Source organism: Melittangium boletus DSM 14713, assembly GCF_002305855.1.
In the GTDB taxonomy this organism is placed as follows: domain Bacteria; phylum Myxococcota; class Myxococcia; order Myxococcales; family Myxococcaceae; genus Cystobacter; species Cystobacter boletus.
The window spans coordinates 581,236-595,200 of record NZ_CP022163.1 but is presented as its reverse complement, the minus strand read 5'-3'; the positions used below and the strand labels follow the sequence as shown (position 1 = coordinate 595,200).

General features: G+C 67.2%; 11 protein-coding genes. 3 read left to right on the top strand and 8 right to left on the bottom strand.

Translation table 11 applies throughout. The annotated features are described in order from the left end of the window. Window positions 1-124: 124 nt before the first annotated feature. On the bottom strand, window positions 125-2,929 hold the full coding sequence (gene cglD, locus MEBOL_RS02550) for an adventurous gliding motility lipoprotein CglD (protein WP_095975916.1): 2,805 nt from the start codon (window positions 2,927-2,929) through the stop codon (window positions 125-127). Between the two features lie 374 nt (window positions 2,930-3,303). On the opposite strand from cglD, the gene MEBOL_RS02545 reads away from it, so the two are divergent. Continuing rightward, window positions 3,304-4,860 carry a hypothetical protein gene (locus MEBOL_RS02545; RefSeq protein ID WP_095975915.1) on the top strand — a complete coding sequence of 519 codons (1,557 nt, stop codon included), beginning with the start codon at window positions 3,304-3,306 and terminating at the stop codon, window positions 4,858-4,860. 35 nt (window positions 4,861-4,895) lie between these two features. On the opposite strand, the gene MEBOL_RS02540 is transcribed toward MEBOL_RS02545, so the two are convergent. After that, window positions 4,896-8,450: a carbohydrate-binding module family 20 domain-containing protein gene (locus tag MEBOL_RS02540; protein ID WP_095975914.1), complete on the bottom strand. Its 3,555-nt coding sequence runs from the start codon at window positions 8,448-8,450 to the stop codon at window positions 4,896-4,898. Between the two features lie 116 nt (window positions 8,451-8,566). Here MEBOL_RS02540 and MEBOL_RS02535 point away from each other — a divergent pair, with 116 nt between their 5' ends. Continuing rightward, the gene (locus MEBOL_RS02535) at window positions 8,567-9,046 is read left to right on the top strand and encodes a tetratricopeptide repeat protein (RefSeq protein ID WP_170115429.1); all 480 of its coding nucleotides are present in this window, start codon (window positions 8,567-8,569) and stop codon (window positions 9,044-9,046) included. 12 nt (window positions 9,047-9,058) lie between these two features. Here MEBOL_RS02535 and MEBOL_RS02530 read toward each other — a convergent pair whose 3' ends face one another. The 4 genes from MEBOL_RS02530 to MEBOL_RS02515 all read right to left on the bottom strand — a co-directional run bounded on the left by MEBOL_RS02530 (window position 9,059) and on the right by MEBOL_RS02515 (window position 12,314). After that, window positions 9,059-9,649, bottom strand: a complete 591-nt coding sequence (locus tag MEBOL_RS02530) for an SRPBCC family protein (protein ID WP_170115428.1) — start codon at window positions 9,647-9,649, stop codon at window positions 9,059-9,061. A gap of 69 nt (window positions 9,650-9,718) precedes the next feature. Next, window positions 9,719-11,098 carry an L-serine ammonia-lyase gene (locus tag MEBOL_RS02525; RefSeq protein WP_095975911.1) on the bottom strand — a complete coding sequence of 460 codons (1,380 nt, stop codon included), beginning with the start codon at window positions 11,096-11,098 and terminating at the stop codon, window positions 9,719-9,721. A 209-nt stretch (window positions 11,099-11,307) separates the two neighbouring features. Continuing rightward, window positions 11,308-11,613 (bottom strand): hypothetical protein, encoded by a 306-nt coding sequence (locus MEBOL_RS02520; protein ID WP_157774721.1) that lies wholly within the window; start codon window positions 11,611-11,613, stop codon window positions 11,308-11,310. Between the two features lie 149 nt (window positions 11,614-11,762). Next, window positions 11,763-12,314, bottom strand: coding sequence for a hypothetical protein (locus MEBOL_RS02515; protein WP_157774720.1), 552 nt, complete (start codon window positions 12,312-12,314; stop codon window positions 11,763-11,765). Window positions 12,315-12,397: 83 nt separating this feature from the next. Between MEBOL_RS02515 and MEBOL_RS02510 the strand changes: the two genes are divergently transcribed. Continuing rightward, window positions 12,398-12,646 carry a pectinacetylesterase family protein gene (locus MEBOL_RS02510; RefSeq protein WP_245919399.1) on the top strand — a complete coding sequence of 83 codons (249 nt, stop codon included), beginning with the start codon at window positions 12,398-12,400 and terminating at the stop codon, window positions 12,644-12,646. Between the two features lies 1 nt (window position 12,647). On the opposite strand, the gene MEBOL_RS02505 is transcribed toward MEBOL_RS02510, so the two are convergent. Both MEBOL_RS02505 and MEBOL_RS02500 read right to left on the bottom strand, forming a co-directional pair. Beyond that, window positions 12,648-13,562 carry a LysR substrate-binding domain-containing protein gene (locus tag MEBOL_RS02505; protein ID WP_095975907.1) on the bottom strand — a complete coding sequence of 305 codons (915 nt, stop codon included), beginning with the start codon at window positions 13,560-13,562 and terminating at the stop codon, window positions 12,648-12,650. Window positions 13,563-13,577: 15 nt separating this feature from the next. Continuing rightward, entirely contained in the window at window positions 13,578-13,928 is a 351-nt protein-coding gene (locus MEBOL_RS02500; RefSeq protein ID WP_095975906.1) for a DUF2845 domain-containing protein, read from the bottom strand. Window positions 13,929-13,965 lie beyond the last annotated feature (37 nt).

The following is a 13,965-nucleotide window of genomic DNA, read 5'->3' as shown; positions in this document are numbered from 1 at the left end:
TGGATAGGAATTCCAGGGAGGCTCACCGGGGGCGTTGGGCTTCGGCCATTTCACGCTCAGTGAATATGGAATTATCTGGTACCGCGGCTCCGGACCCGGTGAAGGGTCCGGAGCCCACGGAGGACTAGTTGAGGATGGGCTTGCAGGTGCAGCTCGTCATGTCGCAGCGCGCGCCCTTGCCGCAGACATCTCCGCAGTTGGGCTTGCAGACGCACTGGTTGGTCGACTCGTTGCAGCCGAGCTGCGCGCCGGCGCAGTGGTCCGGCTCGCGCGGGGTGTAGTTCGGATCGTTCTCGCACGGCACGCCGCCGTTGGGATCCTTCACCGTGTCGATCCAGTAGCGGTACGACACCGCGACCTCGGTCGCACCCACCTGCGGACGGCAGGCGCCGAAGAAGGACAGGCTCCGCGCGCTGCCATCGAAGTCATAGCCATTGGCCGTGCTGCGCGGCACGTTCGCTCGCGCCGAGCACACCCCCGCGTCGCGCACCTGCTCCACGGCCACCTTGATGGACGCGCCGATGGGCGGCTTGAGCGTCTTGTAGCCCGAGCTGCCGATGGTGTAGCCGATGATGGCGTCCATCGAGGCCTTGATGGAGTCGTCATCGAGGATGGAGCCGAGCACGCCGCCCGAGGCGTTGACCACCGCCGCGTGGCGCTGCTGGGACACGTTGTTCACGGGCAGGGGATTGAACTCGCGGCTGCTCTCCGTGATGGTGCAGGTCTTGCCCTTGGAGCAACCACAGGCCTTTCCAGAGGGGCACACGATGCCGTGGACGGCGATCTGCCTGCCCGTGGGGTTCGTGGGGGCCAGCTCCGAGCCATCGCCGAAGAACCGCACGTAATCCGAGACAGGCACGCACTTGCTGCCCGCCTTGTCCTTGGTTCCACCCGTGCCGCAGTTGTCGGCGGACGTCGTGTCACCCGTGGTCTGGTCGTCCGCGTCGCCGAGCAACACGACGACCAGGGCGGCGCCCTTGCGCGCGAGGGTGTCGGATTCCGGCTGCTCCGGCGGGGTTCCGGGCGTGATGTCCTTGACGATCTTCTTGGCCGCGCCGAGCAGGCCCTCGTACCCATTGCCACCCAGCGCGACCCAACAGCCGCCCTTGTCTCCCTGGGAGGTGTCTCCGGGGCAGGCCGCGGGCTCGGGCGTGGTGGGCACGCCGCTGCACACGTTGTTCGTGCAGGTGCTGTTCTCCGTGAGCCAGGCCTTCACCTTGTTCACGTTGCGCGTGAAGCGCCGCAGCTTGCCCACGTTGGGCCCACTCAGGTGGTAGCTCGAGGTGACGAGCGACATGCGCCAGTCCAGCGACGAGGCGTTGAGGGCGTCGACCGCCGTGGAGGCCGTCTTGGCCAGGGCCGCTTGCGAGGTCGTCATCGAGCCGCTGTCGTCCACGACGAAGATGAAGTCCACCCGGGCGGAGGGCAGTTGGAAGCGCTCGCACTGCACGGCCGTGGACTCGTTGAACTGGGCGAGCGCGGAGCCATTGGCCAGGTCCTTGGCGGAGAAGGCCGTGGGCGAGCCCGAGTTGGCGTTCGTCACCATGGACAGCTTCGTCACGGCGATGAGCACCACGAGGCTCTTGTCGGAGCGATGCACGTAGAGCGCCTGGATGCGGAAGTCACCCGTCACGCCCGCGGCCGCGCTGCTCAACCGGCCCGTGCTGCCCGGCACCAACGCATCCACGAGCTGATCCGTGCGGCGCTTGAGGTCCGTGGTCGTGCCGGTCTGCTGGTAGATGGCCTGCAGGGCCTTGAAGCCATCCCACGTCGTGAACAGCTGGGCCGTGCGGTTGCTCAGCACGCCCTTGGTCTCGATGAGGGGCCGCAGGGACTCCTCGTCACCGAGCGGATCCGTATCACCCGCTTTCGGCTGGGTGCGGAAGGCGAGGAAGGCGACCTGCTGCGTGTTGTCGTAGCCCACGAGCCCCTTCACGTCGTCGCCGACCTTGATGGGCGTCACCTCGGTGAAGGAGGGCGGCAGGGCCAGCTTGATGTCCGGCCCCTTCTCGTCCTGGAAAGACACCGGACGCAGGTTGTCGGCGGTGCAGGCCTCGGCCACGGGGCCCTTCACGTCCGTGGGATCATTGGGGTTGAGCTCGCCTTCGTCCACCCGGCCGTTCTGGTTGGTGTCCTCGGCGCCGTCGCTCACGCCGTCACCGTCGGTGTCCGGGTGGGTGGGATCCGTGATGGAGCTGGGATCCTCGTCCGGACGGAAGATGCCCGTGCAGTTCGCGTCGTCCAGGTTGGTGGTGACGCCCAGCTCCACGCCGTCGGAGATACCGTCCGCGTCCGTGTCGAAGCGGCGGGGATCCGTCTCCGACCCATCGACGACGCCATTGCCGTTCTGATCCTCGCCCTTCACGTTGCCCTGGCTCGGGCCATCCAGCAGACCATCACAATCGCTGTCGCGCAGCAGGGGGTGGGTTTCGCCGTCGTCCACCCGGCCGTTGTGGTTGGCGTCCTCCACGCCATCGCTCAGGCCGTCTCCGTCCGTGTCCGCCTTGACGGGGCTCGTGCTCAGGAGGAGATCCCCATCCCCGGGGAGCACGCAGTTCGTGCCGGCCACCGGCTTGACGATGCTCAGTTCCAGTCCGTCCGCGAGCCCGTCCTTGTCCGTGTCCGCCAGGCCCGGGTCCGTCCGCAGCCCGTTGTCGTAGACGGTCTCGAACTCGTACTTGTCGCTCAGGCCATCGCAGTCGGTGTCCTTGCGGGCGTTGTCCGGATCATTGGGATCCGTGGGGAGACCCGAGGGATCCGGGTAGGTGCCGCCGGGTCCGCCCGGCCCTCCCGGATTCTGAGGATCCGAGGGTTGACTGCCATCACCTGGCTTGGTGCCGGGAGTGGTTCCCGCGGTGTTGCCGCACGCGGCGGCTGTCATCAAGCTGAGCGCAAGCAGTGCGGTACTGATCAATTGTCGCGGATTCATGGGGCTCTTTTCTCCAGAGAACTGCTTGGGCGTATCCGTGCAACCGCCCCCCCGTGCGGATGGGTTGGAATCATACACGTTGGAAACAGGCCACTGGACGTGTTTCGTTCAGAATGGGATTTTATGTCGGACACGTTCAGCGAAGCCGTCTCCGCTCGGGGCCGTCCAGACCCAGTCCTGGAGTGAACTCTTCCTCACCCGGGTTTTCTGCTCTCGATAGATAGATTGGTTGAAATGGGTTCGTTCGGCGTTCCGGAATTCAGTGGTGGATGCTTTTTCGGCTCGGGGTGGCGGTTGGATTGCCGCGAGGTACTGAGTTGGCCGACAAGAGCACACCATGAAGACCCTGTGGGGCTTGGGGGGAGGACCCAGGAATGCGCCGGATTCAATACACCACGTGGCTGACACTCTCCGTGATGGTTTCGCCGGGGTGCGTACGGGAGGGCCTGGAGCGCGTCGAGGAGACCCCACCGGACGAGGTGTGGGTTCCGGCTCCAGCTCCAGCGGAGGAAGGCACGGACCTCTGGGCGCCGATGGCCTGGGCTCATGAACGGCCCGACGGGTATGACTCGGACGTCTACCGGTGGGAGGACTCGGGTGGACATCCGCGCGTGGCGGTCCTCACGCGCAACGATGTCTCGGATCCGGGCGGGAGCCACGGCGGCATGTTGCGGCGCTTCCGCTTCCACGTGGGGGACCAGGAGCGGGTGGCCACGGGCACGGGCGCCAATGGCCTGTGGAATGGATGGGGTTATGTGGTGAGCCACTACAACGAGGGCGAGGCGGTGAGTCATTCCGCGCTGCTTCGGGGCACCTGGCGTCAGGTCTTCCTGGGCCAGCACCACGTCCTCCACGAGTTCTCCTGGGACCTGCCCATCGGGGGAGTCCCCATCCGCGCCACGGTGCAGTGGTTCTTCGCCACGGGAAAGGACCATCCTGTCTACGCCGTCACCTTCGACTCCCGTGCGGCGGGTCCGGAGGGCCTGATGACCAACGCGGATTCCCGCGCTCCCTATGGCGACATCGCCTGGGATGGAGATGGGACCCAGGCGTGGGTGGATGGTGTGCGCTGGGGAGACAAATACCGCTTCTTCTCCCGTGCCGAACCCCTCACGGCCTCGAGTGCCTGGGATTACAGCGAGCCCAACGTGGTGCCCTACGCCTCGGTCTACTCCCGGACCGCCGACGCGGAGATGGGGGTGGTCCAGACGCTCGACTGGCTCCAACACAATACGGGGGGCTCCTGGTTCCACGACAACTGGGGCCATGTGTCCGAAACCCGGGTCCATGGAGACATGTTCCGGGATTGGATGATGCCACCGAGTTGGAACTGGCCCTATCAACTGTGCCAGTACGAGCTGGATACCCTCCATCCGACCCGCAGCAAGCGCCTGGCCTGGGGATTGATGTATGGCGCCGTGGGAAAGACAACTTACTCGGGTTATGGAATGGACCGCGTGCTGACGGGTCATCCCTATCAGAGTTACTCCGTCTTCATGATCATGGGCCGGTGGAGCGAGAAGCCCGTGCTGGCGCAAGTGGCCCAAGTGGAGCGCCTGCTCCAGGCGCGGCTGCGCGTGAGCCATGGCTCGGTGGTGGCCGAGGGCCCCGGAGGGGTGGCCCGTACGGACACCGTGCGCTACGCCGTGTCTGGGTATAACAGCACCTATGGTGCCCTCGAGATCCAGACGGACCTGCCGGAGGGCTTCTCCGTGAGTCTGGACGCCGCGGGGGGAGACATCCTCAACCCCCTGTTCCTCGTCCACGGCATGAAGGCGCCCTTGCGGCGGCTCTCCCTGGATGGCATGCCGCTGCGGGCGGACCTGGACTACTTCGCCTCCTTCGATGCTCGCACGGGCACGGTGTGGCTCACTCTGTCGCGCCAGTGGCGCGGGCAACATACCTTGGCGGGTTCCTCCAGGGACGGATAGGGCGAGGCCTGGCGCGTGGCCAGGCCCCGGTCCGGCTACTTCCAGGTGTCGTTGAGCGTCGCGCTACCCGACGCGGGCGTCGTGGTGGCGCGGTTGGCGCCGCTCTCCCAGGTGACGTTCCCGGCCCCGTCCTTCTTGATGTACTTGTATTCGAGGGCGGTCGAGCCGGGCAGGCTCAGGGTCACACTCCACTTCGGGTAGCTGGCCGAGGAGAGGAGGAGGGCGGAGTCCGTGTTCCAGTTGCCGAGCGCGGCATGGTTGCCCACCAGGTAGATGTTCTGTCCCATCACGGTGCTGGCCGTCACGTTGAAGGTGACGCGGGTGCCCGAGGGATCGGAGGGCGGAGGAGGGTCGTTCGTAGGGGCTCCGCGGGTGACGATGCCGTCCTTCACGGTGGAGGTTCCCGTGGACAGGATGTAGTTGGTGCCCTTGTTGTTGTCCCAGGTACCCTTTCCGTCGTTGAAGACACACTCGAGCTGCGTGGCGGCTCCCAGGTTGACGGTGTATTTGACATAGCCCGCCACTTCCGAGCTGGCCATGACGTAGCCCGGCACGGTCGTCCAGGCCCCGCTTCCCGCGCGGAAGTGGATATAGGGCGTGGCGAAGTCCTTGTTGGAATAATAGACGGTGGCGCTGTTGCCCGCGGGCGTGGTGACGGCCAGGGCCGCGCTATGCGCGGAGGTGTTGCCCGCGGCGTCCTTGGCCCGCACGGTGTAGCTGTAGGACGTGCTCGGCGCGAGGCCGGTGTCCGAGTAGGCCGTCCCCGTGACGGAGGCGACCTGGGTGCCGCCATCGCGGAACACCTCGTAACCCGCGACGCCGTAGTTGTCGGTGGAGGCCGTCCAGGCGAGGGCCACCGAGGAGCTCGTCGCGCCCGACGCCGTCAGCCCCGTGGGAACCGAGGGCGCGGTGGTGTCCGGCGGCAGGGTGGCCACGGAGAGGACGGTGCTCCGCGCGGAAGCGTTGCCCGCGGCGTCCCGTGCCCGCACGGTGTAGCTGTACGCCGTGCCCGGCGTGAGGCCGCTATCGGTGTAGCCCGTGCTGGTGCTCGCGCCCACCTGGGTGCCATCACGGAAGATGTCGTATCCGCTCACCGCGACGTTGTCCGTGGACGCGCTCCAGTTCAGCGTCACCGAGCGGTCCGTTCTCGACGGGGCGCTCAGGCCCGAGGGGACGGAGGGCGGGGTGGTGTCCACCACGAGGAAGGGATGGGTGCCCTGCACCGTCCCGTTGGCGTCCTCGATGTACTTGCCGCCCACCAGGTTGTACCGGCCGGAGCCCACGTAGACGGATTGGATTTCTCCCCGGGTGACGTTGCCCCGGTTGTCGGTGGCCTCGATGTAGTAGTCGAGGAGCTGGTCCCGGTAGTCGCCCAGGTAGACGTAGTAGAGGTCTCCAATCTCCTGGGCGGGCACCTTCGCCATGACGGGCAGGTAGGCGGGTTGCCAGGACACGCCATTCATCACCGGCTTGAGGTCCCTCCGGGTGAGCGGGTAGTCCACCCAGGCGCCCACGCGCGAGGGGTCGATGTTGGGCACGCCCGCCGCCTTGCGCGCCGCCGGGTCATACACCTTGTGGGTGTTATCGAGCGGGTCGATGCTCTTGTTCGTGTGCACGCGGACGCGGGCCTTGATGCTGGAGATGCCGCTGACGTCGTAGGCGTAGGTGTAGAGGGCGAAGTGGTTGTTGAAGAAGTGGAGCGTCCAGCCCTCGGACTTGTCGGTGTTGGCGCTGCCCGGGTTGTAGGGCCACCGCTGGGCCCACCACACGGAGGGGCCCGTCTTGTCCTGGGTGATGCGCGCCTGCACGTAGGGCTTGGAGAAGTAGAGCGACTGGTTGAAGGACAGGGTGGGCTTGACGTTGTCGTCCTGGTTCTCGTCGTAATAGCCGAAGCCCGAGTCCATGGCCGGCAGCAGGAAATACCAGGCGAGCTCCGCGGGGTTGGCGCCGCCGGCCCAGTCATTGCCCTCGTCTCCCTTGACGGGGAAGGACATCATCCAGGGGTTGAGCTGATTGCCCAGGTGGGTGAGCTGCTTGTCCTGCGCGGTGGTGGGTGACCAGTGGTTGGGGTGCGCGTCCAGCCAGATCTGCTCGGCCGTCTTCGCGTGGTTGAGGGCCGCCTGGAGCAGGGCGAAGTTGCGCTCCAGGTAATGCCAGCCGTGCTCCAAGGAGACCGTCATGCCCTCCTGCACACCGCTGAGGTTCGTCTTGGGGGCCAGGTTGAGTCCGGTGGCCGCGTTGAACGCGGGGAACTGTCCCTTCCAGATGCCAAAGGGCAGCTTCCAGTGGTGCCACTGGGGATCCGACGAGGAATCGCGCGTGTCCACCCACGAGCCGTCCTGAACGTGCACCACGTCGGTGGTGGCGGGGGTGTGGTTGACGAGGTACTCGGAGATGCCCAGGCACTGCACGCCGCCGGAGCAGGTGACGGAGCGGCCGTTGTACCAGGTGGAGTCGGAGCCCGCGCGGCCGCTCGAGTTGTCGCCGTCATGCGCGATGACGAAGAACTGCTTCTGGGGAACCAGCCCCTCGAAGCTCTTGAGGTTGACGACGTCGACGGTGGCCTCGCCCTCCCAGCCCTCCAGCCAGGAGCCGTTCTGGTTGACGGGAATGCCCACGACGCGGGACTCGGTCCCCGTGGAGGGATCCACGTAGCGCACCCAGTGCGGCGTGGAGGCGAAGGGATACTTGTTCTTGATGACCTGCTGCTCGTGCGCCATGGGCACGCTCACCCAGCTTCCCACGGAGCTGGTGTTTTGAAGGTCCGCGCGGTTGGGGGGAGACACGAGCGTGTCCGAGCCCGGCTCGTTCAGGTAGGGGTAGTCCTTGAGCGTGCGCGAGAAGTGGTTGTCCCCGATGACGGCCCACTGCACGCCGAGCTTGGCGAGCGTGGGGATGAGCCGTTCGGAAAAGCCCAACTCCGTGGGAAAGAAGCCCTTGGAGGACTGGAAGGAGCCGCCCAGGAAGTAGGGCTGGGCGAGCGTGGCGCTCTGGTAGATGAGATCCTTGAGGAAGTATTCCGGGCCGACCAGCGGCCCCATGGAGTGGTGGCCGGTGAAGTGGATGAGGTCCAGCGTGCGGTTGCCCGCGGGGGTGAACAGCGTGCTGTAGCGGTCCTTCCAGGACGCACCCCAGTTGGCGTTGTCGTAGCCGGGGACGTTCCTCAGGGTGCTGAGATCCTGGACGTTGTTCACCACCGAGCCGGACATGGTGACGTGCACCTGGCCGGTGGGGGCATTGGCCTTCATGTCCGCCGCGACGCTCTGGGGCCAGTACAGGTAGGCGCCCGTCTTCGCGTTGTGCGAGTAATAGGTGACCAGGTCGTCGTGCGGCATGGGCGCGCCCGACGGCAGGTAGTACGTGTAGTTCGACGGCGGGTTCTTCTTCAGGTTGATGACCTGCGCGTCGTACATGTACCGGATGGCCCCGCCGGTGGGCGTGGATGCGTACTTGCTCAGGTCGTAGTACGCCCAGAAGTTGGGCATGTGGTTGTGGTAGACGTGCGACGCGGCGATCTGCGCCCGTGCTGGCATGGCGAGCAGCAGCAGCGCCGACAGGGTGGGCCCTATCTGCGACCTCACTCGATACATGGGGAGTCCTCCGGGGTAAGGGAGGCGCCGCACTGTAGCGACGGATTCCTGGTTCTTCGTGGTTTCTGACAAACAACGAATTTGTCGCGTCGCGGCAATCGTTCGAGGAGTGACGGATGAAAGGCGTCTGGATGGGAGTCTTGTTCGCGGTCCTGGCAATGGCCTGCTCAGAGAAGCCGGCCAAGCGCGCGGAGCCGGACAAGTCCACGCTGGCCCTGGCGAACAAGGACGAGACGTGTCCCGACGGGACGGTGAAGGGGTGCTTCGACGCGGCACTCGAGGCCGAACGGCGCGGACAGGTGGCGCGCGCGGCGGAGCTGTTCACCCGTGTGTGTGACGCGGGCGTGGCCCGGGCGTGCAACCAGTTGGGGTCCCTCGTCTGGCAGGGGCGCGGAGTCGACGCGGATCCCGCTCGGGCCTATTCCCTCTACATGCGCGCGTGCGATGGCGGCGACGCGGCGGGCTGCTTCAGCGCGGGCATCTGTCACCGGACGGGCGCATGCGCCACGAAGAGCGATGCCGATGCCACGAAGCTCCTGAAGCGGGCGTGTGAGGGGGGGGACTCCCGAGCCTGCGCCAACCTGGGCGGACTCTAGCGAGCGGTCAGCTCAAGGCGCGGGCGGGGTGGGCGGAGTGGTGGCGCCCTCTTGCCGCGCCTTGATCAAGGCATCCCGCTCGAGCCGGTTGCGCACCTCCGCCTCGGACAGGGACTGGAGGGACTTCAAACCCTGCTCGATTTCCTCACCCACTCCTTCGTCGGGGTCCATGAACAGCGCGCGGGCCTTGTCCAGCAAGGAGAGGTGCCGTTCCCTCGCCCACCGCAGCGTGACGCCCTCGGTGCCGGATTGATAGGTGAAGAGGTAGGTGCTCGAGGACGGCTGGGGGGCGTAGCGCTCGGCCTGGATGCGGATGTGCTCGTAGGGCTGGGCGTAGAGGATGGTCATCCGGCCCTTTCCCGTCCGTGCGTTGCCCGCCCAGGTGTAGACGGCCTCGGTTCCGGCGTAGGCCCCGTCGAAGCCGCGCTTCACCTCCGGCGCGAGCGCTTCCCAGGGGGCCCAGTACTTCCAGCGGTGGAAGTCATTGACCAGTCCGAAGGGAATGGCGGCGGGCGCGGCGATCGTGATGGAGCGTTCGACCCGGGTGGTGGAGGGCCGTGCCGCCACCAGGACGAGGCCTCCCACGGCGAGGAGGGGGAGCACGAGAAGGACCTTCTTGAGCATGCCCGTGGGACGGTATGCCTCCGGCGCTCCCCCGGCAATCGGTTTGCCTCAGCACTCGATGATGTTCACGGCCAGGCCTCCGCGCGCGGTCTCCTTGTACTTGGTCATCATGTCCGCGCCCGTCTGGCGCATGGTGGCGATGACCTTGTCGAGCGACACCTTGTGCTTGCCGTCTCCCTGAAGCGCCAGCCGCGCGGCGTTGATGGCCTTGATGGAGCCCATGGCGTTGCGCTCGATGCACGGCACCTGGACGAGCCCACCGATGGGGTCGCACGTGAGCCCCAGGTTGTGCTCCATGCCAATCTCCGCCGCGTTCTCCACCTGCTCGGGCGTGCCGCCCAGCACCTCCGCGAGCGCCGCGGCCGCCATGGAGCACGCCACGCCCACCTCGCCCTGGCAGCCCACCTCGGCGCCGGAGATGGAGGCGTTGAGCTTGTAGAGCATCCCAATGGCGCCCGCCGCGAGCAGGAACCGGATGGCGCCCTCGTCGTCCGCGTTCGGCACGAAGCGCCGGTAGTAGTGCAGCACCGCGGGCACGATGCCCGCCGCGCCATTGGTGGGGGCCGTCACCACGCGCCCTCCCGCCGCGTTCTCCTCGTTGACCGCGAGCGCGTAGAGGTTCACCCAGTCCATCGCCATCAAGGGATCCGCGCTCCCGCGCATGTCCCCCTTGAGCTTGCGGTGGATGGCCGCGGCACGCCGCTTCACCTTGAGGCCCCCGGGAAGGATTCCCTCGCGCTCGCAGCCTCGCTTCACGCACGCCTGCATGACCTCCCAGATGCGCAGCAGGTGCGCGCGCACCTCCGCCTCCGGCCGCAGGGCCTTCTCGTTCTCCATCATCAGCGTGCTGACGCTCAAGCCGTGGCGCTGGCAGAGCGTCAACAGCTCCTCGCCCGTCTTGAAGGGGTAGGGGATGCGCACGTCGCCGCCCATACCCGCGGTGCTCGTGCTCCCGTCGTCATTCACCACGAAGCCGCCGCCCACCGAATAGTAGGCGCGGGTGAAGGGCGCGCTCCGCTGGGAGAGCACCGCGCTGAAGCGCATGCCGTTGGGGTGGCGCGGGAGGGACTGCCGCTTGTGGAAGACGATGTCCTCGGAGGGTTTGAACTTCACCGGGTGCTTGCCGAGCAGCTTCAGCCGTGCGCACTCCGTCACCCCGGAGACGCGGCCGGGGACCGTGTCGCAGTCGACCCGCTCGGGGGATTCCCCCTCGAGCCCCAGGATGACCGCCACGTCGGTGCCGTGCCCCTTGCCCGTATGCCCGAGCGAGCCGAAGAGCTCCACCTTCACGGTCGTGACACCGTCCAGCCCGCCCACCTCCTGCTCGAGCGCCTCCACGAACTGACGTGCCGCGCGCATCGGCCCCACCGTGTGGGAACTCGATGGACCAATGCCAATGCTGAACATGTCGAAAACGCTGAGGGACATGGACGCCTCCCGCCCGAAGGCTGGCGAACCTATATCCCAAGCCCATGCCGTTCGCAGGGACACCCGCCCCGCGAGGACGTCACACTACTCAGCGGCGAACTGACCGGATGCGTCAACGCACTCCCCGCGCGCTTCGGGCTTCTTCCCGGAGAAATCCCTGGAGTCCCAACGAAAGGAACCCCAGGGCGGAGGTGCCGCGGGAAGAGGGCTCAGTATCCCGATACGGCCGAGGCGATGGCGTCATCCGGGAGCATGGGTTCGTGCTCGGGGAGCTGCCAGCGAGGTTTGCTCGGGCGGACGCTCTTGTTGCTCGCGCGGAGGGACTGGCTCCATCGGCTCAGTGCCCACGCGGCGAGCGACAGCATCCCCAGGGCGATGGCGCCCGATGCGGCGTTCTGGAGAACGCGGGGCCTCAACCCTCGGATGCCCCACACCCCCACGGGGGCGGCGTAGACCGGGATGGAAATCAAGCCCGCGAGCTTGAGCCAGCGCCTCTTGTTCACAATGTCAGTCATCGCAGTGATGTCCATGGTTCCCCACAAGGTGGTCTTGCGTAGGCCCCGAGGGAAGGGGGACCTTGGACCCGCGGGACGGGCACGAGCCCGGGGCAGATGCACTCCCTGGAGGTCTGGCGCTCGTCCGCCTGGCTGGTGCCCTGATTCGTTCAACGAGGGGGTGGGCGGTTCCAGGCCGTACGACGTGGATCCTGGAAGCGTTTGCGGGTGAGGGCTTCTTCGAGCTGCTGGGGCAGCTCCTCGAGGCGCGCGCGGTGCATCCGGATGCTCTGTTCATACAGGCCCCGCTCGGGCTCGGAGAGCCGGTCGCCATACTCCTGAAGCACCAGGAGGGCGAAGGCCATGAAGTCCTCGGACACCCGGCGGCGGTGCGCGTAATACGCGTGGATCTCCTCCTCGGTGGCCGTGTTCGACAGCACCTTGCCGTTGAGTCTGTTCCAATGTTGCTCTTCCTCCTCGCGCCAGCGCAGGAGGTTGGGATCCTCCGTGGGCGCGCCCATCCGCCAATAAAGGTTGCCGGGCAGACGCTCTCTCAGGCGGGTCAAATCCACGAGGCGCGCGGGAAACGGATGGGAGGACGCGAGCGTGCGTTTTTCAAAGCGCTCCTGACGGAAGCGCAGAATCCACGGCGTGGCCAGCAGCGCGAGGATGGTCAACGCGGCGAGCCATGACAGTGTCTTCGTTCGGAGAGCCTCGCCCATGCCAACGAGATAAGTCGCGCGGCACGTCCCTCGCAACCCGCGCGAGGGCGTGCGTGTGCGGTGCCGTGACTTCTGGTGGGGGCATGTGTTGGCTCGGCCCTCCAGCAGCGAACGCCGAGGGGTGCAAGGACCGGACGGACCTGGTGACGAAGGATTGGAACATCGTCTACCTGCCCTACTGTACGGGGGATGTGCACGTGGGCAACAGCGTGGCCTCCTACCCGGACACCACGGCTCAGCAGCCGCCGCTCTCCTGGCATCACTCCGGCTATGCCAACATGCTCGCGGCCGCGAACCACGCCCGGACGCACTTCCCCCGCATCCAGAAGTGACTCAGGGCCCGAGGAGGGGTGGGGGCGCGGCGCGCGCATGTCGCAGGAAGCGGCCCGCGAGTCCCGACAGGGCATCCACCGGAAGCACCCAGGAGAACGCCCGCTCCACCCGCAGGTCCGGTATCGGCAGCAGCCGCAGCCGGCCCGAGGCCAGCTCATCCTGGAGGCTCCAGCGCGACAGGAAGCCCACCCCCAGCCCGGCCGCCACCGCGCCCTTGATGGCCTCGGTGCTGCCCAACTGGAGATCCCCGGCCTGGGGTCCTCGCCGCACCCCGGCCTTCTTCAATGCCCGCTCCAGGACGGCGCGCGTGCCCGAGCCGGATTCCCGCCAGAGCAGGGGAACGGCGTGAAGGTCCTCCACCGTGCGCACCCGTTGGATCTCCGCCGGGGCCCGCGCTCCCGCCACCGGGACCAGTTCATCCTCCAGGTAGCGCTCCAACCGGATGCCGGCCGCTCGCGCGTGGCCCTCCACCAACCCCAAGGGGACGCGTTCCTCGCCCACCCAGGCGAGCACCTGCTCGGTATTGCCCACCTCCAGCCGGACCTGGATGCCCCGATGCGCGCGCAGGAAGGAGGCCAGCAGGGATGGCACCACGTAGCTGGCCAGGGTCGTGCTCGCCGCGAGGACCAGCTCGCCGCCCGGGCTTTCCTCTCCCGCCATCGCGGCCGACGCTTCCTCCATCAAGTGGTGGAGCCGTTGCGCGTACTCCAACAGCATCCGGCCCGCGTCGTTGAGCCGGACGCCTCGCGCGGTGCGCACCAGCAGGGGGCGTCCACACTCGCGCTCGAGTTGACGCACCTGCGCGGTGACGGCTGGCTGCGACAGGTGTAGCAGCCGCGACGCCGCGGACACCTGTCCCGTGGTGGCCACCACGCGGAAGGTTTCGAGGCGGCGGGGATCGAGAGGCGTGGGCAGGGGTCGCTCTCCGGGCTAGTGGCCGTAGCCGCCGCTGCGCACGTCGACGAGCCGGCCATTCTCGAACACCGCCGTCTGCATGAAGCGCGAGGGGCCGAAGTTGTACGTCCACTCGTCGATCGTCTTGTAGACCACGTGTTCGGTGGTGGTCGTGGTGCCCGTCTGCTTGTCCTTGTCGCGCGTCCTCTCGCCCACGCGCTCGGTGCGGGTCTCCTTGGCCGCGGGCTCTCCGCACCGCACGAGGACGTCGCTCTTGGAGGCACCCTCCGAGGCGAGCTGGTTGCCGCAGCGCAGCGAGGCCGCGTCACCGCGGAGGGGGAACACGAGGACCGAGAACGTCGTCAGGGTGAAGAGCAGGGCGCGCATGGAGCGGACTCCTTGGGAATACCGGGTCGAGGATGCG

Coding starts and splice junctions, on each gene's coding strand:
- MEBOL_RS02520 (WP_157774721.1), bottom strand. CDS start 11,613: ATGACTGACATTGTGAACAAGAGGCGCTGGCTCAAGCTCGCGGGCTTG.
- MEBOL_RS02500 (WP_095975906.1), bottom strand. CDS start 13,928: ATGCGCGCCCTGCTCTTCACCCTGACGACGTTCTCGGTCCTCGTGTTC.
- cglD (WP_095975916.1), bottom strand. CDS start 2,929: ATGAATCCGCGACAATTGATCAGTACCGCACTGCTTGCGCTCAGCTTG.
- MEBOL_RS02510 (WP_245919399.1), top strand. CDS start 12,398: ATGTGTTGGCTCGGCCCTCCAGCAGCGAACGCCGAGGGGTGCAAGGAC.
- MEBOL_RS02545 (WP_095975915.1), top strand. CDS start 3,304: ATGCGCCGGATTCAATACACCACGTGGCTGACACTCTCCGTGATGGTT.
- MEBOL_RS02535 (WP_170115429.1), top strand. CDS start 8,567: ATGAAAGGCGTCTGGATGGGAGTCTTGTTCGCGGTCCTGGCAATGGCC.
- MEBOL_RS02540 (WP_095975914.1), bottom strand. CDS start 8,450: ATGTATCGAGTGAGGTCGCAGATAGGGCCCACCCTGTCGGCGCTGCTG.
- MEBOL_RS02525 (WP_095975911.1), bottom strand. CDS start 11,098: ATGTCCCTCAGCGTTTTCGACATGTTCAGCATTGGCATTGGTCCATCG.
- MEBOL_RS02515 (WP_157774720.1), bottom strand. CDS start 12,314: ATGGGCGAGGCTCTCCGAACGAAGACACTGTCATGGCTCGCCGCGTTG.